23 protein-coding genes and 4 pseudogenes are annotated in these 19,103 nt (G+C 73.8%); 20 read left to right on the forward strand and 7 right to left on the reverse strand.

The window, feature by feature from the left end; genetic code table 11:
• Window positions 1-56 precede the first annotated feature (56 nt).
• Window positions 57-845 carry a GNAT family N-acetyltransferase gene (locus tag C8E97_RS08510; protein ID WP_121003232.1) on the reverse strand — a complete coding sequence of 263 codons (789 nt, stop codon included), beginning with the start codon at window positions 843-845 and terminating at the stop codon, window positions 57-59.
• 143 nt (window positions 846-988) lie between these two features.
• Here C8E97_RS08510 and C8E97_RS35840 point away from each other — a divergent pair.
• From C8E97_RS35840 to C8E97_RS08570, 14 genes and pseudogenes are all read left to right on the forward strand, one after another.
• Window positions 989-1,699: pseudogene (locus tag C8E97_RS35840) on the forward strand (PhoH family protein); the annotation flags it as partial.
• 261 nt (window positions 1,700-1,960) lie between these two features.
• A pseudogene (locus C8E97_RS35845) lies at window positions 1,961-2,509 on the forward strand (LAGLIDADG family homing endonuclease); the annotation flags it as partial.
• Window positions 2,510-2,776: 267 nt separating this feature from the next.
• Window positions 2,777-3,142: pseudogene (locus C8E97_RS35850) on the forward strand (PhoH family protein); the annotation flags it as partial.
• 5 nt (window positions 3,143-3,147) lie between these two features.
• Complete coding sequence (gene ybeY / locus C8E97_RS08520) at window positions 3,148-3,702, forward strand: rRNA maturation RNase YbeY (RefSeq protein WP_121003237.1); 555 nt, start codon at window positions 3,148-3,150, stop codon at window positions 3,700-3,702.
• Between the two features lie 10 nt (window positions 3,703-3,712).
• Entirely contained in the window at window positions 3,713-5,014 is a 1,302-nt protein-coding gene (locus C8E97_RS08525; protein ID WP_121003239.1) for a hemolysin family protein, read from the forward strand.
• A 1-nt stretch (window position 5,015) separates the two neighbouring features.
• Entirely contained in the window at window positions 5,016-5,366 is a 351-nt protein-coding gene (locus tag C8E97_RS08530) for a cytidine deaminase (RefSeq protein ID WP_121011110.1), read from the forward strand.
• Between the two features lie 29 nt (window positions 5,367-5,395).
• Window positions 5,396-5,713, forward strand: a complete 318-nt coding sequence (locus tag C8E97_RS08535; RefSeq protein WP_246018762.1) for a (2Fe-2S) ferredoxin domain-containing protein — start codon at window positions 5,396-5,398, stop codon at window positions 5,711-5,713.
• Window positions 5,714-5,837: 124 nt separating this feature from the next.
• Window positions 5,838-6,734 (forward strand): GTPase Era, encoded by an 897-nt coding sequence (gene era / locus C8E97_RS08540; protein ID WP_121003241.1) that lies wholly within the window; start codon window positions 5,838-5,840, stop codon window positions 6,732-6,734.
• Window positions 6,735-6,821: 87 nt separating this feature from the next.
• Complete coding sequence (gene recO, locus C8E97_RS08545) at window positions 6,822-7,574, forward strand: DNA repair protein RecO (RefSeq protein ID WP_121003243.1); 753 nt, start codon at window positions 6,822-6,824, stop codon at window positions 7,572-7,574.
• Between the two features lie 80 nt (window positions 7,575-7,654).
• Window positions 7,655-8,518: an isoprenyl transferase gene (locus C8E97_RS08550; protein ID WP_121003246.1), complete on the forward strand. Its 864-nt coding sequence runs from the start codon at window positions 7,655-7,657 to the stop codon at window positions 8,516-8,518.
• A gap of 59 nt (window positions 8,519-8,577) precedes the next feature.
• Window positions 8,578-8,943, forward strand: coding sequence for a hypothetical protein (locus C8E97_RS08555; protein ID WP_121011116.1), 366 nt, complete (start codon window positions 8,578-8,580; stop codon window positions 8,941-8,943).
• On the forward strand, window positions 8,943-9,215 hold the full coding sequence (locus tag C8E97_RS08560; protein WP_121003248.1) for a hypothetical protein: 273 nt from the start codon (window positions 8,943-8,945) through the stop codon (window positions 9,213-9,215). Before C8E97_RS08555 ends, C8E97_RS08560 begins: the two co-directional genes overlap by 1 nt.
• Before the next feature lie 97 nt (window positions 9,216-9,312).
• Entirely contained in the window at window positions 9,313-10,323 is a 1,011-nt protein-coding gene (locus tag C8E97_RS08565) for a permease (protein ID WP_121003250.1), read from the forward strand.
• Window positions 10,320-11,105 (forward strand): TIGR03943 family putative permease subunit, encoded by a 786-nt coding sequence (locus C8E97_RS08570; RefSeq protein WP_121003252.1) that lies wholly within the window; start codon window positions 10,320-10,322, stop codon window positions 11,103-11,105. Before C8E97_RS08565 ends, C8E97_RS08570 begins: the two co-directional genes overlap by 4 nt.
• A 76-nt stretch (window positions 11,106-11,181) precedes the next feature.
• Here the strand turns inward: C8E97_RS08570 and C8E97_RS08575 are convergent, their stop codons facing one another.
• From C8E97_RS08575 to C8E97_RS08585, 3 genes are read right to left on the reverse strand one after another with little or no spacing between them, the layout of a single operon-like run.
• Entirely contained in the window at window positions 11,182-11,604 is a 423-nt protein-coding gene (locus tag C8E97_RS08575) for a Fur family transcriptional regulator (RefSeq protein ID WP_121003254.1), read from the reverse strand.
• Window positions 11,601-11,996 (reverse strand): ArsR/SmtB family transcription factor, encoded by a 396-nt coding sequence (locus tag C8E97_RS08580; RefSeq protein ID WP_121003256.1) that lies wholly within the window; start codon window positions 11,994-11,996, stop codon window positions 11,601-11,603. The genes C8E97_RS08575 and C8E97_RS08580 overlap by 4 nt, the downstream gene beginning before the upstream one ends.
• A 42-nt stretch (window positions 11,997-12,038) precedes the next feature.
• Window positions 12,039-12,302, reverse strand: coding sequence for a hypothetical protein (locus C8E97_RS08585; protein WP_121003258.1), 264 nt, complete (start codon window positions 12,300-12,302; stop codon window positions 12,039-12,041).
• A gap of 17 nt (window positions 12,303-12,319) precedes the next feature.
• Between C8E97_RS08585 and C8E97_RS08590 the strand changes: the two genes are divergently transcribed.
• Window positions 12,320-12,697 (forward strand): antibiotic biosynthesis monooxygenase family protein, encoded by a 378-nt coding sequence (locus C8E97_RS08590; protein WP_121003260.1) that lies wholly within the window; start codon window positions 12,320-12,322, stop codon window positions 12,695-12,697.
• 91 nt (window positions 12,698-12,788) lie between these two features.
• Entirely contained in the window at window positions 12,789-14,174 is a 1,386-nt protein-coding gene (locus tag C8E97_RS08595; protein WP_121003262.1) for a glycine--tRNA ligase, read from the forward strand.
• Between the two features lie 167 nt (window positions 14,175-14,341).
• Here the strand turns inward: C8E97_RS08595 and C8E97_RS35855 are convergent.
• Window positions 14,342-14,689, reverse strand: a pseudogene (locus tag C8E97_RS35855) (helix-turn-helix domain-containing protein); the annotation flags it as partial.
• Between C8E97_RS35855 and C8E97_RS35860 the strand changes: the two are divergent.
• The 4 genes from C8E97_RS35860 (at window position 14,606) to C8E97_RS08615 (ending at window position 17,430) form a co-directional block, all read left to right on the forward strand.
• Complete coding sequence (locus C8E97_RS35860; protein WP_246019460.1) at window positions 14,606-14,782, forward strand: anthrone oxygenase family protein; 177 nt, start codon at window positions 14,606-14,608, stop codon at window positions 14,780-14,782. The pseudogene C8E97_RS35855 and the gene C8E97_RS35860 sit on opposite strands and share 84 nt — an antisense overlap.
• Window positions 14,783-14,959: 177 nt before the next feature.
• Window positions 14,960-15,313, forward strand: a complete 354-nt coding sequence (locus C8E97_RS08605) for a hypothetical protein (protein WP_147455032.1) — start codon at window positions 14,960-14,962, stop codon at window positions 15,311-15,313.
• A 56-nt stretch (window positions 15,314-15,369) separates the two neighbouring features.
• A complete protein-coding gene (locus C8E97_RS08610; RefSeq protein WP_121003268.1) occupies window positions 15,370-15,957 on the forward strand; it encodes a carbonic anhydrase in 588 nt (195 codons plus the stop codon).
• A gap of 15 nt (window positions 15,958-15,972) precedes the next feature.
• The gene (locus C8E97_RS08615) at window positions 15,973-17,430 is read left to right on the forward strand and encodes a SulP family inorganic anion transporter (RefSeq protein ID WP_121011119.1); all 1,458 of its coding nucleotides are present in this window, start codon (window positions 15,973-15,975) and stop codon (window positions 17,428-17,430) included.
• Between the two features lie 53 nt (window positions 17,431-17,483).
• Here C8E97_RS08615 and C8E97_RS08620 read toward each other — a convergent pair whose 3' ends face one another.
• Both C8E97_RS08620 and C8E97_RS08625 read right to left on the reverse strand, forming a co-directional pair.
• Window positions 17,484-18,344 (reverse strand): serine hydrolase, encoded by an 861-nt coding sequence (locus C8E97_RS08620; RefSeq protein WP_121003270.1) that lies wholly within the window; start codon window positions 18,342-18,344, stop codon window positions 17,484-17,486.
• Window positions 18,345-18,359: 15 nt separating this feature from the next.
• Window positions 18,360-19,085, reverse strand: coding sequence for a Type 1 glutamine amidotransferase-like domain-containing protein (locus tag C8E97_RS08625; protein WP_121003272.1), 726 nt, complete (start codon window positions 19,083-19,085; stop codon window positions 18,360-18,362).
• Window positions 19,086-19,103: the final 18 nt, after the last annotated feature.

The following is a 19,103-nucleotide window of genomic DNA, read 5'->3' on the forward strand; positions in this document are numbered from 1 at the left end:
CTCACCCCCACCGACATGGTGAACCCGAGCGACCTCCGACACAGCCGTCTATCGGGTCATCCCAGCGCCTGCATGACCGGCGCGTACAGCCGGTCGCGGGCGCCGGCCGGCTCGCCGCGCACCATCCGCGCGACGTCGAACCGGGCGGGCATCCCGTGCGCCGCCAACCACGCCGCGAGGTCCGGGTCGGCGACGTCCACCCGCGCCGGCCCGGCGCCCGCCACGTCCGCGATCAGGGCTTTCGCCACCTCCACCGAGTCGGCGACCACCGGGCCGACCACCAGGCGGTCGGTGTCGCGCCAGGACGCCGCGAACCCGCCCTCGGCCACCCGCACCTCGTGCGCGAAGTCGAACAGCTCCGCCCACAGCGCCGACCGGTCCGCGCCGAACACCTCCGCGTCCTCGGCCACCAGCCGCGCCCGGTCGGCCCGCGCGGCCGGCCTCGTCGCGCCCGACGGCGGCGCGGTCAGCACGCCGAAGTGCCCGGCCAGCCGCCCGACCTCGCGGAAGCCCAGCTTCTCGTACAGCGGCCTGCCCAGCGGGGTCGCGCACAGCGACGCCACCGGCGTGCCCGCGAACGCCAGGGCGTGCGCCACGACCCGCCGCCCCAGCCCGCGCCCGCCGTGGCTCCGCGCGACCAGCACCATGCTGAGCACCGTGTGGATATCACCGAACCGGGTGACGATCGCGGTGCCGACCAGGCGTTCGCCGTCGAACGCGCCGAACCCCGAGCCGACCCGCAGCAGGAACCGCCACTTGGCCTCCTCCCGCGGCCAGTCCCGGTCGGCGGCCAGGTCGAGGCAGGCGGGCAGGTCGGCCGCGGTGAGCGCGCGCAAGGTCTCCATGCCCCCGAGTACACCCGGCGTGTCCACCGCGTTTCGCGCTCGGCGTTCTTACTCCGGTGCGGAGTGTCGGTGGTGGCGGCTAGCATCGGTGGGAAACCGATCCGAGTTCGGCGCGAACGCGCAGGAAGCAGGCCCGAGGCCACGTGGCCGACACCGCTGACACCACGCCGCAGGCGGGCCACGCCGCGGCTGACGCCCAGTCCAAGTTCGCCGTGCCCGACGGCGCGGTGCTCGCCCTGCTCGGTTCGCGCGACGAGAACCTCCGGCTGGCGGAGGAGCTGCTCGACGCCGACGTGCACGTGCGCGGCAACGAGATCACCCTGACCGGCCCGCCCGCCGACGTGGCGTTCGCCGAGCGCGTGTTCGGCGAGCTGATCACGCTCGCCGGCCGCGGCCAGGAGGTCGGCCCGGACACGGTCCGCCGCACCGTCGCGATGCTGTCCGCGGGCACCACCGAGTCGCCCGCCGAGGTGCTCAGCCTCGACATCATCTCGCGCCGCGGCCGCACCATCCGCCCGAAGACGCTGAACCAGAAGCACTACGTCGACGCGATCGACCAGCACACCGTGGTGTTCGGCATCGGGCCGGCGGGCACCGGCAAGACGTACCTGGCGATGGCGAAGGCCGTGCAGGCGCTCCAGGCCAAGCAGGTCAACCGGATCATCCTCACCCGCCCGGCGGTGGAGGCGGGCGAGCGGCTGGGCTACCTGCCCGGCACGCTCTACGAGAAGATCGACCCCTACCTGCGCCCCCTGTACGACGCGCTGCACGACATGGTGGACCCGGAGTCGATCCCGCGCCTGACCCAGGCGGGCACCATCGAGGTCGCGCCGCTGGCCTACATGCGCGGCCGGGCGCAGCCGGTCACCACGAACGTGCTCACGCCCGACGGCTTCCGGCCCATCGGTGACCTGGCGGTCGGTGACCTGGTCATCGGGTCGAACGGCGAGCCGACGCCCGTGCTGGGCGTGTACCCGCAGGGCGAGAAGGACATCTACCGCGTCTCGGCGCAGGACGGCGCGTCCACCCTGTGCTGCGGTGAGCACCTCTGGACCGTGCGGACCGCCGCCGACCGCCGTCGCGGCAAGCCCTGGCGCGTCCTCGAAACCAGGGAGATGATCGGCGACCTGCGCGCGGCGCACGCCCGCCGGTACGAGCTGCCGCTGCTCACCGCACCGGTCCGCCGGCCGGCGCGCGAGGTGCCGGTGGACCCGTACGCGCTCGGGTTGCTCCTCGGCGACGGCTGCCTGACGGGGAAGACCGCGCCGGCGTTCGCCGGCCGGGACCCGGAGCTGATCCCGGCGCTGGAGGCGGCGCTGCCGGGCGTCGGGGTGCGGTGGCACGGGCGCGCCGACTACGCGCTGGACCGCGTGCGGTCCGCCGGCGACGTCGTCACGCTGGAGAACCCGGTCACCGGGGCGCTGCGCGCGCTCGGCCTGCTCGGCGCCCGCGCGCACACCGAGTTCGTCCCGCGGGACTACCTCGACAACAGCCCGGAGGTCCGGCTCGCGGTCCTCCAAGGGCTGCTCGACGCGGCCGGCGGCCCGGTCGCGCAGCTCGGCCGCACCCGCCGCGTGCAGTACACGACCACCTCGCGCGCGTTGCGGGACGACGTGCTCGACCTGGTCCGGTCGCTGGGCGGGGTCGCCTACGCCCGCCGCCGCCCGGCCGCGGGCCGGTCGCCCGGCCGCGTCGCGGGTCGCCCGGTGGCGCACCGGCACGACACGTACGTCCTCGACATCCGGCTCCCCGACGGCGTCGAGCCGTTCCGCCTCGACCGCAAGCGGCGGAAGTACCACGCGTCCGGCGGCGGGCGGCCGATGCGGTTCATCGACGCCATCGAGCCCGCCGGGCGCGCCGAGGCGGTGTGCATCCAGGTCGCGGCGGCCGACTCGCTGTACGTCACCGAGGACTACCTGCTGACGCACAACACGCTCAACGACGCGTTCATCATCCTGGACGAGGCGCAGAACACCACGCCCGAGCAGATGAAGATGTTCCTCACCCGCCTCGGGTTCGGCTCCAAGATCGTGGTGACCGGCGACATCACCCAGGTCGACCTGCCCGGCGGGCAGCGGTCCGGGCTCAAGGTCGTCAAGGACATCCTCGAAGGCGTCGACGACGTCCACTTCTCCGTCCTGACCAGCAGCGACGTGGTCCGCCACCGGCTGGTCGCGGACATCGTGGACGCCTACGAGAAGTGGCAGGTCGAGCAGGACGAGCGCGACCTGGGCGACGACCGGGCGCACCACGCCGGACCCGGTGCGCGGTCGCGAGGGCACCGCCGGGGACGATAGGCGCCGTGAGCATCGAGATCGCGAACGAGTCGGGCGTGACCGTGGACGAGCCGTCCATCGTCTCCGCCGCCCGATTCGCGCTGGACCGGATGGGCGTGAGCCCCTTGGCCGAGCTGTCCGTCCTGCTGGTGGAGCTGGACGTGATGGCGGACCTGCACCAGCGGTGGATGGACCTGCCGGGACCGACGGACGTCATGGCGTTCCCGATGGACGAGCTGGACTCGGCCCGCCGACCCGACGCGGCGGGCCTCGGCCCGGCGCTGCTCGGCGACATCGTGCTGTGCCCGGCGTTCGCCAAGGACCAGGCGAAGAAGGCCGGCCACAGCCTGCTCGACGAGCTGCACCTGCTCACCGTGCACGGCGTGCTGCACCTGCTGGGCTACGACCACGCCGAGCCCGCCGAGGAGCGCGAGATGTTCACCCTCCAGAACCGCATCCTGGGCGACTTCCGCACCGCGACCGCCGAGGCCGAGCGCACCGCCGCGCAGCGCGAGGCCGATTCCAAGCTGCTCGGGGCGGTGGGCCTGGAGGACTCCGACAGGCCCGACCCGACCGCCTGAGGCGGCCACCGTGTCGGGGGACTCCACCAGTCTCATCGCGCTGGCGGTCGCGCTCGTGCTGGCGGCGGGCGCGTTCGCGGGCGCGGACGCCGCGCTGGGCACCGTGTCGCGGGCCCGCGTCGAGGCGCTCCAGCGGCAGGGCCGGTCGGGCGCGCGGCAGCTCATCCAGGTGCTCGCGGACCGGCCGCGGCACGTCAACCTGCTGCTGTTGCTGCGCCTGGGCTGCGAGCTGTCGGCGACGGTGCTGGTGACGGTCGTGTGCCTGCGCCTGATCGCCACCGGCTGGGTGGCCGTGCTGGTCGCGGGCCTCAGCATGCTGGTCGTGTCGTACGTGCTGGTCGGCGTCGGCCCGCGCACGATCGGCCGCCAGCACCCGTACGCGGTGAGCCTGGTCGCGGCGGCGCCGATCCGGGTGCTCGGCCGGGTGCTGGGACCGCTGTCGCGGCTGCTGATCCTCGTGGGCAACGCCATCACACCGGGTCGCGGCTTCCGCGAGGGCCCGTTCTCGTCCGAGGTCGAGCTGCGCGAGCTGGTCGACATGGCGCAGGAGCGCGGCGTCGTGGACGAGGGCGAGCGCGAGATGATCCACTCGGTGTTCGAGCTGGGCGACACGATCGCGCGCGAGGTGATGGTGCCGCGCACCGAGATCGTGTGGATCGAGCAGATCAAGTCGGTGCGGCAGGCGCTGGCGCTGTCGCTGCGCACCGGCTACACGCGGGTGCCGGTGATCGGCGAGAGCGTGGACGACATCGTCGGCGTGGTGAACCTGAAGGACCTGGTGCGGCGGACGCTGGCCGAGGAGCCGAACGGCGCGGTGGTCGCGGACGTCATGAAGCCGGCCTCGTTCATCCCCGACTCGAAGCCCATCGCCGACCTGCTGCGCGAGATGCAGCTGTCCCGCAACCACCTGGCGATCGTGGTGGACGAGTACGGCGGCACGGCGGGCCTGCTGACCATCGAGGACATCCTGGAGGAGATCGTCGGCGAGATCACCGACGAGTCGGACACGGACGACCGGCCGCCGGTGGAGCACCTGACCGACGGCTCGGTCCGGGTGAGCGCCCGGCTGCCGGTGGACGACCTGGACGCCCTGTTCGGCACCGAGCTGGACGACCACGAGGTGGAGACGGTGGGCGGGCTCCTGGCGCAGCGCCTCGGCCGGGTGCCGCTGCCCGGCACGGAGGCGGAGATCGCGGGCCTGCGGATGCGGGCCGAGGGCGGCAAGGACGAACGGGGGCGGATGCGCATCACGACGGTGCTCGTCCGCCAGGTGAACGGCGACCACGGCGCGGAGGGAACACCCGGTGACTGACCTGCACCCGCTCGACCCCGAGGACGAGAAGATCATCACGCTGGCGCGGTCGGCGCGGGCCCGCACGGGCGCGGCGGAGGGCGCGGCGGTCCGGGACACCGACGGCCGCACCTACGCGGCGACCACGGTGGGCCTGCCGTCCCTGCGCCTGACGGCGCTCCAGGCGGCGGTGGCGGCGGCCGTGTCCAGCGGGGCGGAGGGCCTGGAGGCGGCGGCCGTGGTGACGGCGGCCGACGCGGTGGACGCCGGCTCGGTGGCCGCGGTGCGCGACCTGACCGCCACCGCGCCCGTGTTCCGGGCCGACCCGTCCGGCGCGCTGGTCGACACCGTGGCCGTGCCGGACGCCGGGTAGTGGCGCGGGTGGGTCGTGCGGTGGCGCACGTGACGGTGTGCCGCGCCTGCTGCTGCGGCACCGTGAAGAAGCACCCGGACTACGACCACGAGGGGCAGCTGCACCGCCTGCGCGCCCTGGCCGCCGGGTCCGGCGGCCGGGTCCGCGTGCGCACGGCGGACTGCCTGGACACCTGCGAGAACTCGAACGTCGTCGTGGTGAAGCCGCCGGGCGGGCAGCCGGTGTGGCTGGGGTTCGTGCTGCATGACGCGGTGATGGACGACCTGGAGCGCTGGCTGGCCGACGGCGGCCCGCTGCCGGCGACCCTGGAGCTGAACCGCATCCCGTCGCCCGCGCGGCGGGGCTGAGGCGGTCACCGGCCCGGTCCGGGCGGCTCGACGGGCGCGACGCCGGCCGACCCGGCGCGGTGGCGGCCCGGCGCCCGCGAGGGGCGGAGGGGCCGCGCTCGACGGCGGCGGGGACAATGGGCGGATGGATGGTTACCGCTCCGGGTTCGCGTGTTTCGTCGGCCGCCCCAACGCCGGCAAGTCGACGTTGACCAACGCGCTGGTCGGCACCAAGGTCGCGATCACCTCCAGCAAGCCGCAGACCACCCGGCACACCATCCGCGGCATCGTGCACCGCGCCGACGGGCAGTTGGTGCTCGTGGACACGCCCGGCCTGCACCGGCCGCGCACGCTGCTCGGCCAGCGGCTCAACGACCTCGTCCGCGAGACGTGGTCCGAGGTCGACGTCGTCGGCTTCTGCGTGCCCGCCGACCAGAAGGTCGGCCCCGGTGACCGCTTCATCGCGGCCGAGCTGGAGAAGATCGCCAAGCGGACGCCGGTCATCGGCATCGTCACCAAGACCGACCTCGTCGGCCAGGAGCAGGTGGCCGAGCAGCTGCTCGCGCTCCAGCGGGTGATGGAGTTCGCCGAGTTCGTCCCGGTCTCCGCGCAGCGCGGCTACCAGGTCGACACGCTGGCGGACCTGCTGGTCGGGAAGCTGCCCGAGGGGCCGCCGCTGTACCCGGACGGCGAGCTGACCGACGAGCCCGAGCAGACCCTGGTCGCCGAGCTGATCCGGGAGGCCGCCCTGGAGGGCGTGCGGGACGAGCTGCCGCACTCGATCGCCGTGGTCGTGGAGGAGATGCTGCCCCGCGAGGGGCGGGACGACCTGGTGGACGTGCACGCCAACGTGTTCGTGGAGCGGCCCAGCCAGAAGGCGATCATCCTGGGCCACCGCGGCGAACGCCTCAAGCAGGTCGGCATCACCGCGCGCAAGCACATCGAGAAGCTGCTCGGCACCCGCGTGTACCTCGACCTGCACATCAAGATCGCGAAGGACTGGCAGCGCGACCCCAAGCAGCTCCGTAGACTGGGCTTCTGAGGACCGGGCCGCCGGCGGGGCGGGGCCGCGGGGTGAGGGGCGACCGCGGGTCGCGACGGCTGAGGCGACTGGGGTTGCGACGGGATCATGGCCAACCTGTACCGGGACACGGGAGTGGTCCTCCGGGTGCAGAAGCTCGGTGAGGCCGACCGCATCATCACGCTGCTGACCCGGAAGCACGGCAAGGTGCGCGCGGTCGCCAAGGGCGTGCGGCGCACGTCCTCGCGGTTCGGCGCGCGGCTGGAGCCGTTCGGGCACGTCGACGTGCAGTTCTACCCGGGCCGCTCGCTGGACGTGGTGACGCAGGTGCAGACGGTGGACGCGTTCGGCGTCGACCTGGTGGCCGACTACCAGCGCTACACGGCCGCGTGCGCCGTCCTGGAGACCGCCGACCGGCTCACCGCCGAGGAGGGCGAGCCGGCGCTGCGCCTGTACCTGCTGGTCACCGGGGCGCTGCGGGCGCTCGCCGCCAGGGAGCGGGACGCCTCGCTCATCCTCGACGCGTTCCTGATGCGCGCGATGGCGTTCGCGGGCTGGGCGCCGGCCGTGGACGAGTGCGCCCGCTGCGGCGACCCCGGGCCGCACCGGGCGTTCAACGTGCACGCGGGCGGCCTGGTGTGCCCGAACTGCCGCCCGGCGGGCAGCGCCGCGCCCAACCAGGACACGCTGCGGCTGCTCGGCGCGCTGCTGCACGGCGACTGGGACGTCGTGGACGGCATCCCGAACGCCCAGCGCCGCGAGGCGAGCGGCCTGGTCGCCGCGCACCTCCAGTGGCACCTCGAACGGCAGCTCCGGTCGCTGCCGTTGGTCGAGCGCAAGGCGCCCCTGACCGACGGATAGAGTCGCCTGCCGCACGCAACGCACGCGTCCCGGCCCGCACTCCGGGACCGCCTCCGCCCCAGACCTCCGAGAGGACCGCCATGCTCCGCCGACGGCGGGCCGAACGCGTCCAGCGCGTTCCCCGACCCCCGGAACCGCACCCCTCCGGCGCGACCCCGCCCGCGATCCCGGCCGACCTCGTGCCCAAGCACATCGCGATCGTCATGGACGGCAACGGGCGCTGGGCCAATCAGCGCGGCCTGTCCCGCATCGAGGGGCACAAGCGCGGCGAGGCCGTCGTCGTGGAGGTCGCCAAGGGCGCGATCGAGCTGGGCGTGCGGTGGCTGTCGCTGTACGCGTTCTCCACCGAGAACTGGCGGCGCAGCCCCGAGGAGGTCCGCTTCCTGATGGGCTTCAGCCGCGACGTGATCCACCACCGCACCGACGAGCTGGACGAGCTGGGCGTCCGGGTGCGCTGGGCGGGCCGCCGGCCGAGGCTGTGGCGCAGCGTCATCAAGGAGCTGGAGGTCGCCGAGGAGCGCACGCGCGACAACACCGTGCTGAACCTGGCGATGTGCATCAACTACGGCGGGCGGGCCGAGGTCGGCGACGCGGCCCGCGAGATCGCCCGGCTCGCCGCCGCCGGCCGGATCAACCCGGAGAAGGTCGACGAGCGCACCGTCGCCAAGTACCTGTACCAGCCGGAGATGCCGGACGTGGACCTGTTCATCCGCCCGTCCGGCGAGCAGCGCACGTCGAACTTCCTGCTGTGGCAGTCGGCGTACGCCGAGCTGGTGTTCCAGGACATCCTGTGGCCCGACTTCGACCGGCTGGACCTGTGGCGGGCGTGCGAGCAGTTCGCGCGGCGCGACCGGCGGTTCGGCGGCGCCGTCGACAAGCCGGACGACCCCCTGTTCGACGAGCCCGCCGACGACCCCGCCGACGACCCCGAGGAGAACCGGTGACCGACGACGACGCCGCGGTGACGGCGGAACTGCTCACCGCCGCCCGCGAGGCGCTGGAGATGTTCCACGAGGTGCACGTGGACGACGACGGCGCGCTGAGCTTCCGGCACGGCGAGGTGCCGTGCGCGGTGCAGGCGATGCGGCTCGCCGAGGGGCTGACCGTGCTGAGCCTGACCTGCGTGGTGGCGTGGGACCTGCCCGAGGAGCCGAGGCTGGCCGTGTCGGCGGCCGAGCGCGCGGGTCAGGGCCTGTTCGGCACGCTGGGCGTGGTGCACACCGCGCGGGGCATGGACGTGACCCTGCGGTACGCGTTCCCGGCGGAGGGCCTGCGCGCGGAACCGCTGAGCACCCTGCTCATGCTGGTGGTCTCGACGGCGTCCCAGCTGCGCGCGGAGCTGCTGGCGAGCGTGGAAGGCGGAGCCTGATGGGCGGCGTGATCGTGTACGAGCCGGACGACGACACCGACGTCGCGGGCCTGCCCTGGGCGATCACCTTCGAGGCGTCGGCGGGCGAGGACTGGGACTCGTTCGTGTGCGGCCCCTACGAGCGCGACGAGGCGGTGGCGCTGGCCGAGTCCGTGCTCCAGGAGGGCCGGGGCGTGACGGCCGTCGTGGAGCCGCTGCTGCCGGTGCGCAGCGCGATGGACGTGCTGTCGACCATCGACGAGCTGCGCGAAGAGGTGGAAGACCCGACGTAGGCGGGCGGTTCGCGCGCGGGGACGGCGCTCGGCGGGCGGCGGGGGACCGACGGAGGTCGGTTCGGCGGCGCGGGCGGATCCTGGCATCATCTCGAAAGTGACAATCACTGGCGAGATCCGGGGGTCGCGGCCGCGCCGCACACCGCCCCGCCTGCGGGTCACCTCCCTCGAAGTGCTGTGCGTGGTGCTCGTGGTGGCCCTGGTGTTCCAGGACTGGCTGGTGGCCGCGCTGGACGCGCCGGTGCTGCGCACGGCGTCCACGGTCTTCGTGGCGGTCTGCGTGCAGGCGATGCCGTTCCTGGTGTTCGGCGTGCTCATCAGCGGCGCGATCGCGGCGTTCGTGCCCGCGAGCGCCCTGCGGAGGCTGCTGCCGAAGAAGACCGCGCTCGCGGTGCCCGTGGCCGGCGTCGCCGGTGTCGCGCTGCCCGGCTGCGAGTGCGCGTCGGTGCCGGTCGCGCGCCGGCTCATGCAGCAGGGCGTGGCCCCCGCGGTGGCGCTGTCGTTCCTGCTGGCCGCGCCCGCGGTGAACCCGATCGTGCTGGTGTCGACCGCCGTGGCGTTCCGGGACGCGCCGCTGATGGTCCCGGCGCGGTTCGTCGGCTCGCTGCTCACCGCCGTCGTCATGGGGTGGCTGTGGACGCGGTTCGGCAAGGCCGGGTGGATCGCGGAACGGGCCCTGCGCCGGCTGCCGGACCGCGACGGCACGTCCCGGTGGGTCGTGTTCGCCGAGACCGCCCGCCACGACCTCGTGGAGGCGGGCGGGTTCCTGGTGCTCGGCGGCGTGTTCGCGGCGGCGTTCAACGTGCTGGTCCCGGCCGCGTGGCTGGAGGCGCTGGGCGCGCAGCTCGTGCTGGGCGTCCTGGTGATGGCGCTGCTGGCGGTCGTGCTGGCGCTGTGCAGCGAGGCGGACGCGTTCGTGGCGGTGTCCATGACCGCGCTGCCGCTGCTGCCCCGGCTGGTGTTCCTGGTGGTCGGCCCGGCGGTGGACGTGAAGCTCGTCGCGCTCCAGGCGGGTGCGTTCGGGCGGTCGTTCGCGGCGCGGTTCGCGCCCGTGACGTTCGTCGTGGCGATCGCGAGCGCGCTCGCGGCGGGGGTGGTGTTCCTGTGAGGCGCGAGACGCAGAACGTCCTGCTGGTGCTGCTCGGCGGCGCGCTGCTGAAGCTGGCGCTGACCGGCACCTACCTGCGGTACGTCAAGGAGTCGCTCCAGCCGTGGCTGGTCGCGACCGGCGCGGTCATGATCCTGCTGGCCGCGGTGGCGATCGTCCGGGACCTGGCCGGGCAGCGCCGGAACGCCGCGCCCGCGGCCGACGCCGGGGCTGCGGGGGGCGGTGCCGACGCCGGGGCTGCGGGGGGCGGCGCCGGGTCGGCGGGCCACCACGAGGGCCACGAGCACGGCTCGCGCAGCCCGTGGCTGCTGCTGCTGCCCGTGCTGGCGGTGTTCCTGATCAGCCCGCCCGCCCTGGGCGCGGACACGGTGAACCGCACGGACCGCAACGCCGCCCAGGAGTCCAGGGCGGGCAACGGGTTCGCGCCGCTGCCCGCGGACGCGGTCATCCCGCTGACCATCACCGAGTTCGTCACCCGCACCGCCTGGGACGACTCCGGCTCCCTCGACGGCCGGGCGGTCCGGCTCACCGGGTTCGTGGTGCGCAAGGAGCAGAACGTCTACCTGGCCCGGCTGACCATCTCGTGCTGCGCCGCCGACGCCGCGCCGGTGAAGGTGCTGATGGTCGGGCAGGACTTCGGCGCGCTGCCGACCGACCAGTGGGTGGAGGCCACCGGCCGCGTCGTGCCGGGTTCGGCCACGAAGGAGACGGCCTACGTGCCCACGTTCACGGTCGAGGGGATCACGCCGATCGTCCCGCCCGAGGACACCTACGAGGGGTGAGGTCCGAGGGCCGGCGAGGGTCCCCGGCCCCTGGGTGGGGCGGTGGCGCGGCGGCCCCCGCCCGTGCGCCGCGCGGCTAGCGCGACTTGGCGCAGTCCGAGCAGGTGCCGAAGATCTCCACGGTGTGGCTGACCTCGGAGAAGCCGTTCTCCGCCGCCACGCGGTCCGCCCACTTCTCCACCGCCGGGCCCTCCACCTCGACCGTCCGGCCGCACGTGCGGCACACCAGGTGGTGATGGTGGTGCGCCGAGCAGCGCCGGTAGATGGCCTCGCCCGAGTCGGTGCGCAGCACGTCCACCTCGCCCGCGTCGGCCAGCGACTGGAGCGTCCGGTAGACCGTGGTCAGGCCGATGCCCTCACCGCGCTTGCGCAGCTCCTCGTGCAGTTCCTGCGCGGACCGGAACTCGTCCAGCGAGTCGAGCAGCTTGGACACGGCGGCGCGTTGCTTGGTGGATCGCAAACCGGGCACAGCGGTGTTGGGGCGCTCGCTCGTCGTCACAGGTCCTCCGTCCCGAGTCCTCCGGAGTTGATACCACGCGGGCCTTCGTCCACGTGCGCCACCGCGTCCACCACGATGTGCGCCAGGTGCTCGTCGACCAGCCGGTAGACGACCTCGCGCCCGTGCCGCTCGCCGTGCACGACACCGGCCGCCTTCAGCACCCGCAGGTGCTGGCTGACCAGCGGCTGGGCCAGGCCGAGCGCCTCCACCAACTCGTGCACGCACCGGTCGGCCTCGCGCAGCTGGAGGACGATCGCGATCCGGACGGGCGCGGCCAGCGCGCGCAGCAGCTCCCCGGCGGCGGACAGGGTGTGCGCCGGCCGCGGCGGTACCGGCCGCGCCGCGCCGCGCAGGGGGGAGTGCACGTGCTCGCTCCGCACTTCGACCGTCACGGCGCCTCCAGGTGGTATGGATTTTCACCACCGATACTACGGTCAGAGCACCGAAACGGTGACGAGCACGAGCACCCCGAGCACCAGCACCCGCAGGACGCGCGCGCCGGGCGCGAGGAACCGCCACGTCACGGCCAGCAGCGCGGCCACCCCGAGGGCCAGCGCGCCCAGCAGCAGCGCCCCCACCGGGCCGCGCACCAACACGCCGAGCCCGAACAGCGCCAGGACCAGCAGGAACACGGCCGGGGCCGGCACGCGGGCCAACGGCCCCGAACCGGGGATCAGCGTCCGCTTCGAATCCGCCACCGTGGCATCCTTGCACCGTGCTGCTCGTCTGCCGGTTCACCGTGCCCGAATCCGCCGCCGAGCCGTTCACGGCGCGCGCCACCAGGGCGCTGGAACTGCTCACCGCCCAACCCGGCTGCCGCCGGGGCGCGCTGGGCCGGTCGACCGACGAGGCCGACCTGTTCGTGCTGACCGTCGAGTTCGACTCGGTGGTGGCCTACCGCCGCGCCCTGTCGCCGTTCGAGGTCCGCGAGCACGTCGTGCCGCTGCTGTCAGAGGCGTCGGCGGAACCGTCCGCGTACGAGCCGCTGCTGGTGGCGGGCGACGGCTCGGTGGAGCGGCTGACGAGCCTGGTCGCGCGGGACGCGGGCACCGTCCGGCTGGGCGAGGCGGCGGGTCCGGCGACACCGCGGTAGCGCCCCGGCCGCGGCGCGGTCCCCCGATGGGGGCCCGTCGTCGGGGACTACCCTGGCAAGCCCGTTTTGTTCGTCCTCCGATGGAGTGTCCGTGGCAGCCGATCGCATCGAGACCGTCGTCAGCCTGTGCAAGCGCCGTGGGTTCGTCTACCCGTGCGGTGAGATCTACGGGGGCACCAGGTCGGCCTGGGACTACGGTCCGCTGGGCGTCGAGCTGAAGGACAACATCAAGCGCCAGTGGTGGAACTCCGTGGTCCGCGGGCGCGACGACGTGGTCGGCCTGGACTCGTCGGTGATCCTGCCGCGCGAGGTGTGGGTCGCGTCGGGCCACGTGGAGGCGTTCGTCGACCCGCTGGTGGAGTGCAACTCGTGCCACAAGCGGTTCCGGCAGGACACGCTGGCCGAGGAGTACGCCGAGCGCACCGGCAAGGACGTGGCCGAGGGCGACGTGTCCGACGTGCCGTGCCCGAACTGCGGCACGCGCGGCCGGTACACCGAGCCGAAGATGTTCAACGGACTGCTCAAGACCCACCTCGGCCCGGTGGAGACCGAGGAGGGCCTGCACTACCTGCGCCCGGAGACCGCGCAGGGCATCTTCACCAACTTCCTGAACGTGCAGACCACGTCGCGGCGCAAGCCGCCGTTCGGCATCGGCCAGATCGGCAAGAGCTTCCGCAACGAGATCACGCCCGGCAACTTCATCTTCCGCACCCGCGAGTTCGAGCAGATGGAGATGGAGTTCTTCGTCGAGCCCGGCACCGACGAGGAGTGGCACCAGTACTGGATCGACGAGCGCACCCGCTGGTACACCGACCTGGGCATCTCGAAGGAGAACCTGCGGCACTACGAGCACCCGCGGGAGAAGCTGTCGCACTACGCCAAGCGGACCGTCGACATCGAGTACCGCTTCCGGTTCGGCGGCCAGGAGTGGGGCGAGCTGGAGGGCATCGCCAACCGCACCGACTACGACCTCACCACGCACTCCAACCACTCGGGCGTCGACCTGTCGTACTTCGACCAGGCCACCAACTCGCGGTACCGGCCGTTCGTGATCGAGCCGGCCGCCGGTGTCGGCCGGCCGATGATGGCGTTCCTGCTGGAGGCGTACACCGAGGACGAGGCGCCCAACGCCAAGGGCGGCGTGGACAAGCGCGTCGTGCTGCGCCTGGACCGCAGGCTGGCCCCGGTGAAGGCGGCGGTGCTGCCGCTGTCGCGCAACGCCGACCTGTCGCCGAAGGCGAAGGACCTGGCCGCCGCGCTGCGCAGGCACTGGAACGTGGAGTTCGACGACGCGGGCGCGATCGGCCGCCGCTACCGGCGGCAGGACGAGATCGGCACGCCGTTCTGCGTGACGGTCGACTTCGACACGCTGACCGACCACGCGGTGACCGTGCGGGAACGCGACACCATGTCCCAGGAGCGGGTGTCGATGGACCAGTTGGAGGGCTACCTGGCGGCCCGGCTGATCGGGGCCTGACGCGTGCGGGACCTCGCCCCGCCGCGCGAGCCGGTGGGGGCGGGTCGGCCGTGCCCGGTCGCGGGCGGTGGTCCGCGGCCTGCGGTCGTACCCGGCGGTGCCTCGCGGCCGGTGCGCGCGCACCGGGCCCCGGCACGCGACGGTGGCGGTCCGGTCAGGCGGTCCGGTCAGGCGGTCGTCCGGTACCCGGACGGGCTCCGGCCGCGGACCCGCCCGAAGGCCGTGCTCAGCGCGAACGGCGCGCGGTAGCCGACCCGCCGGGCCGCGGCGGCGACGGTCACCGACGGGTCGCGCAGCAGGTCGGCGGCCAGGGTGAGCCGCCAGCCCGTCAGGTGCGCCATCGGCGGCTCGCCGACGAGGTCGGTGAACCGGCGGGCGAACGCGGCGCGGGACGCGCCCGCGGCGGTCGCCAGGGACGCCACCGTCCCCGGTTGGGCGGGGTCGTGCTGACCGCCGCCTACCACGTGCCGCGCAACCGCGCGTCGGAAGAGCGCGGGTCCTCGGAGTGCTGGGCGCGCTATCTGCGGGAATGGGTGCCGGCGAACCACGTGCGCGCGATCACCTGTCTCGGTGCGGCGGCGTTCCTCCTCGCCGCTACTGAGCTGTGATCCGGCTGCGCCGCCCGGAATCCCGTCACAATGAGTAATGCTCATGTTTTTGAGTGCGAAAAAGGGGTTCAAACGGGTGAATATCGGGCAAAAGTGATGAAACCGCCTCACCATTAACCTTGACGTCACCGCGCGCTGTGAGACTGGGACCACGAGCGCGGATCATCGGGGGGTGTCATGGCGCGTGCAGTGGTCGCGGCGGTGCTGTTGGCGCTCGTCGCCGTGCTCACGCCCGCGCCGTCTGGCCCGGAGCACGTGCTCCTCACCGCCGTGCCCGGCAACCGCGCGCCCACGCCCAACGAGGCGCTGTCCGAGGAAGAGCCCAACCGCGAGCACCGCAAGGGCCCGGAACCGCGCACCCTGTCCTCCGCCCAGCGCGCGGGCCACCAGCACCGCGCCTGCCCCTCCCTCCGGCCGGGCGCGGCGGCCTGCGCCAGGGTCGAGCCGCCCGAACCCGTGCCGCTCGACCCCGCCACCGACCACCTGCACACGCGGCTGACGCCGTCGACGCTCCAGGTGTTCCGGAACTGACCACCCCCGCTGTGCCACAACCGCATCCTCGCCACTACTGACCAGTGAGGAATCCGATGGAATTCCGTCACCTAGTTCAGCACGCCCGGACGCATTCGCAGCGGCGCTCCCCCGAAACGGGGCGCAGGCTCGCGGCCGGCCAGTCACCGACCGCCTTGTTCATCACCTGTGCGGATTCGCGCATCGTGCCCGCGGCCATCACCGGCGCCGAACCCGGCAGCCTGTTCGAGCTGCGCACGGCGGGCAACGTGATCCCCGCGTTCTCACCGCACTCGGCGTCCAGCGAGATGGCCACCATCGAATTCGCCGTGGTGCAACTCGGCGTGGCCGAAATCGTGGTGTGCGGGCACTCGCACTGCGGCGCGGTCAACGCCCTGCACCGCGGGCGGCGGTCGCTGGAGCACCTGCCGACCATGCTGCGCTGGCTCGCCTCGCACGCGCCGCTGCGCACCTCCGCGCCCGCCGACCCCGGTCTGCGGGCCGAGGGGCAGGAGCACGTGCTGGCGCAGCTGCGCACCCTTGAGGACTACCCGTTCGTGCGCGAGCGGATCGCCTCCGGCGACCTGCGCACCCACGGTTGGTTCTACGACATCGAGTCCGGCGAAGTGTCGGCGTTCGCCGCCGACCGCTTCCAGCCGCTCTAGGAGCTTGGCGTGACCATGCACATCGAAGAACCCGTGTCCCGCTCGTCCGGCGGGACCTCCTCCTACTGGCCCGACGTCGGCGCGTCCCTGGTGGTGTTCCTGGTGGCGCTGCCGCTGTGCGTCGGCATCGCCGTCGCCTCCGGCGTCCCGGCCGAACTGGGCATCATCACGGGCATCGTCGGCGGCATCGTCGTCGGCCTGCTGCCCGGCAGCTCGCTCCAGGTCAGCGGTCCGGCCGCGGGCCTGACCGTGCTGGTCGCCGACACGGTGGCCGCGCACGGGCTCGCCGCCCTGGGCGTCATCGTCCTCGGCGCGGGGCTGCTCCAGATCCTGATGGGGCTGCTCCGCCTCGGCCGCTGGTTCCGGGCCATCTCGCCGTCCGTCGTGCAGGGGATGCTCGCGGGCATCGGCCTCGTGCTGGTGCTCAGCCAGCTCTACCCGTTCGCCGGGCGGGCCGCGCCCGCCACCACCGCCGAGAAGGTCGCCGGGCTGCCCGGCCTGGTGGTCGGCGCGGTCACCAGCCCGGCCGCGATCGGGGTCGGCCTGCTCACGCTGGCCGTCGCCGCGCTGTGGAAGCGGTCGCGGCTGCGGGCCGTGCCCGGCGTGCTGGTCGCCGTGGTGGTGGCCAGCGCGGTGGGGCTCCTGCTGCCGCTGCAACGCATCGAGGTCGGACCGCTCACCGACGTCGTCGCGCTGGTCGACCTGTCGGTGCTCGACGCCGGCCTGATCGGCGCGATCGTGACGTTCGCCCTGGTCGCGTCGGCGGAGAGCCTGTTCAGCGCGGCGGCCGTGGACCGGATGCACAGCGGTCCCCGCACCCGGTACAACCAGGAGCTGGTGGCCCAGGGCGTCGGCAACGCGGTGTGCGGCGTCCTCGGCTCGCTGCCGATGACGGCGGTGATCGTGCGCAGCTCGGCGAACGTCCAGGCGGGCGCGCGCACCAAGGCGTCCCGCGTGCTGCACGGCGTCTGGCTGCTGGTGTTCGTCGTGGCGCTGCCGGGCGTCCTGGCGTACGTGCCGCTGGCGGCGCTGGCCGCGGTCCTGCTCCAGGCGGGCTGGAAGCTGCTGGAGCCGCGGCGGGTGGCCGAACTGGTCCGCACCGACCGGGCGGAGAGCGCGGTGCTGCTGCTCACGGCCGGGCTCATCATCACCACCGACCTGCTCACCGGCACCCTGGCCGGCCTGCTGGCGGCCGTGGTGAAGACGGCGTGGGACGTGTCGCGGCTGTCGGTCAGCGTCACGCCCGACGGGCAGGAGCACGAGCACGTGACGCTGCGCGGCAACGCGACGTTCCTCCGGTTGCCCCGCCTGCTGGAGGCGCTGGAGTCGCTGCCGGTGACCAAGCACGTGCGGGTGGACCTCAGCGGCCTGCGCCACCTGGACCAGGCGTGCCATCAGGCGATCGAGCACTGGGCGGACGCGCACCGCACCGCGGGTCGCACGGTGGACCTGATCCGGCCCTCGGCCGGCTGATCCCGCTCGACGCACCGGTCCGGGTGGCCCCGCGCGGGGCCACCCGGACCGGGTCAGCGCTCGGCCAGCCCGGCCAGCAGGTCCCGCGCCACGCCGGTCAGCAGGTCGCCCGCCGCGTCGACGGCGGTCCCGTGCCGCGACAGCAGCGCGACGGCGTAGCGGCCGTCCACGACGCCCGCGCTGTGCAGGTACAGGCCGGCGGGCTCGTACCACATCCAGCCCTGCTTGGCGTACGCGCCGAGCCCCGGCGCGAGCAGGCCGAACGCCTGGTCGAACCCGTCGGCGGCGACCTGCGGCGCGGCGGACAGGGCGGCGACCAGGAAGTCCCGCTCAGCCTCGGGCAGGGCGGTGAGGACGTGCCGGTAGAGCAGCGCCAGGTCGTCGGCCGACAGCTCGACCTCGCCCCACTGGGTCCCGTCCGCCGGCGCGCGCGTCCTGGTCAGCCCGACGCGCCGGGCGACCCGGCCGACCGCGCCGTAGCCGTCGTGCCGGGTCCACAGGGCGTTCATCGCGTCGTCGTCGCTCGCGCCGAGCGCCCGGCGGAGCAGCTCCCGGTCCTCCTCGTCGACCTCGCCGGAGCCCAGCACGTCGACGGCCACGAGCAGCTTGCTCAGCGACGCGGAGGGGAACGCCACGTCGCCCCGGTGGTCCGCGCGGGCGCCGGTCGCCAGGTCGAGGACGGACACCGCGACGTCGGCCTCACCCGCCGCCTCGACCGCCCGCGCCACCGCCGCCGACAGGTCGGGCGCGCCGACCGCGTCCCCGGCGGACACCGTCGGGGCGTCGCCCGCGTGCCCGGTGGCGGGGTCCACGGACAGCGCCGTGTGGGTGCTCGGGCTCGTCATGGCCGCTGCGGCGACGCACACCCCGGCGATGGCCAGCGCCAGCCCGCCCAGCCACCCGCGTCGTCCCACAGGGCCAGGATCGGTTCACAACCGCCTGATGTCGAGCGTTTCCTCCTGTGCGATTCCTGAAGACTCCTCGCGGCGCACCACGTACGCCCCGCCGCTTCGGCGCTCCGAAACGGCCTCCACGAGTTCGGTGCCCCGGTACAGCAGCCCCGCGCCGTCGTCGGTGCAGTAGGTGAGGGGCAGCGCGCCCGACGCGACGGCCGCGTGGATCGTGGGCCGGCGCAGCGCCTCCGAGTCGTAGTGCACGCCGTTCCCGTAGGGCAGCAGCCCCAACCCGTTGGTCACGACCCGCAGCTCGGGGCCGAACGAGTCGGTCGAGCCGCCGACGTGCCAGCAGATCGACCCCGCCGACACCCCGCCCAGGACGACGCCGGCCTCCCACGCGCGGCGCATCGCCGCGCCCAGCCCGTGCACCTCCCACACGGCCAGCAGGTTCGCCACGCTCCCGCCGCCGACCCACACCACGTCGTGCTCCAGCAGGAAGCCGGCGAGGTCGGCGGTGGGCGGCATCGTGAACAGGTTGAGGTGGCTCACCTCCCAGCCCGCCACCCGCCCCGCCTCGTCGACGTGCGCGTTGAACGACCGCTGGTCGCCGCCCGCGGTGCCGACGTGGCACAGCCGGGGCCTGGTCGCGCCGGACAGCTCCACCGCGAAGTGGACCAGTCGGTGGAACTCCAGGTGCGTGCGCGCGCCGGGCCGGTAGCCGCCGGACGTGGCCAGGATCGTGGGTCGCTCTGCGGGCATCCCCCGATCCTCGCAGCC

Origin of the sequence: Saccharothrix australiensis, assembly GCF_003634935.1 — a bacterium.
Lineage (GTDB): Bacteria > Actinomycetota > Actinomycetes > Mycobacteriales > Pseudonocardiaceae > Actinosynnema > Actinosynnema australiense.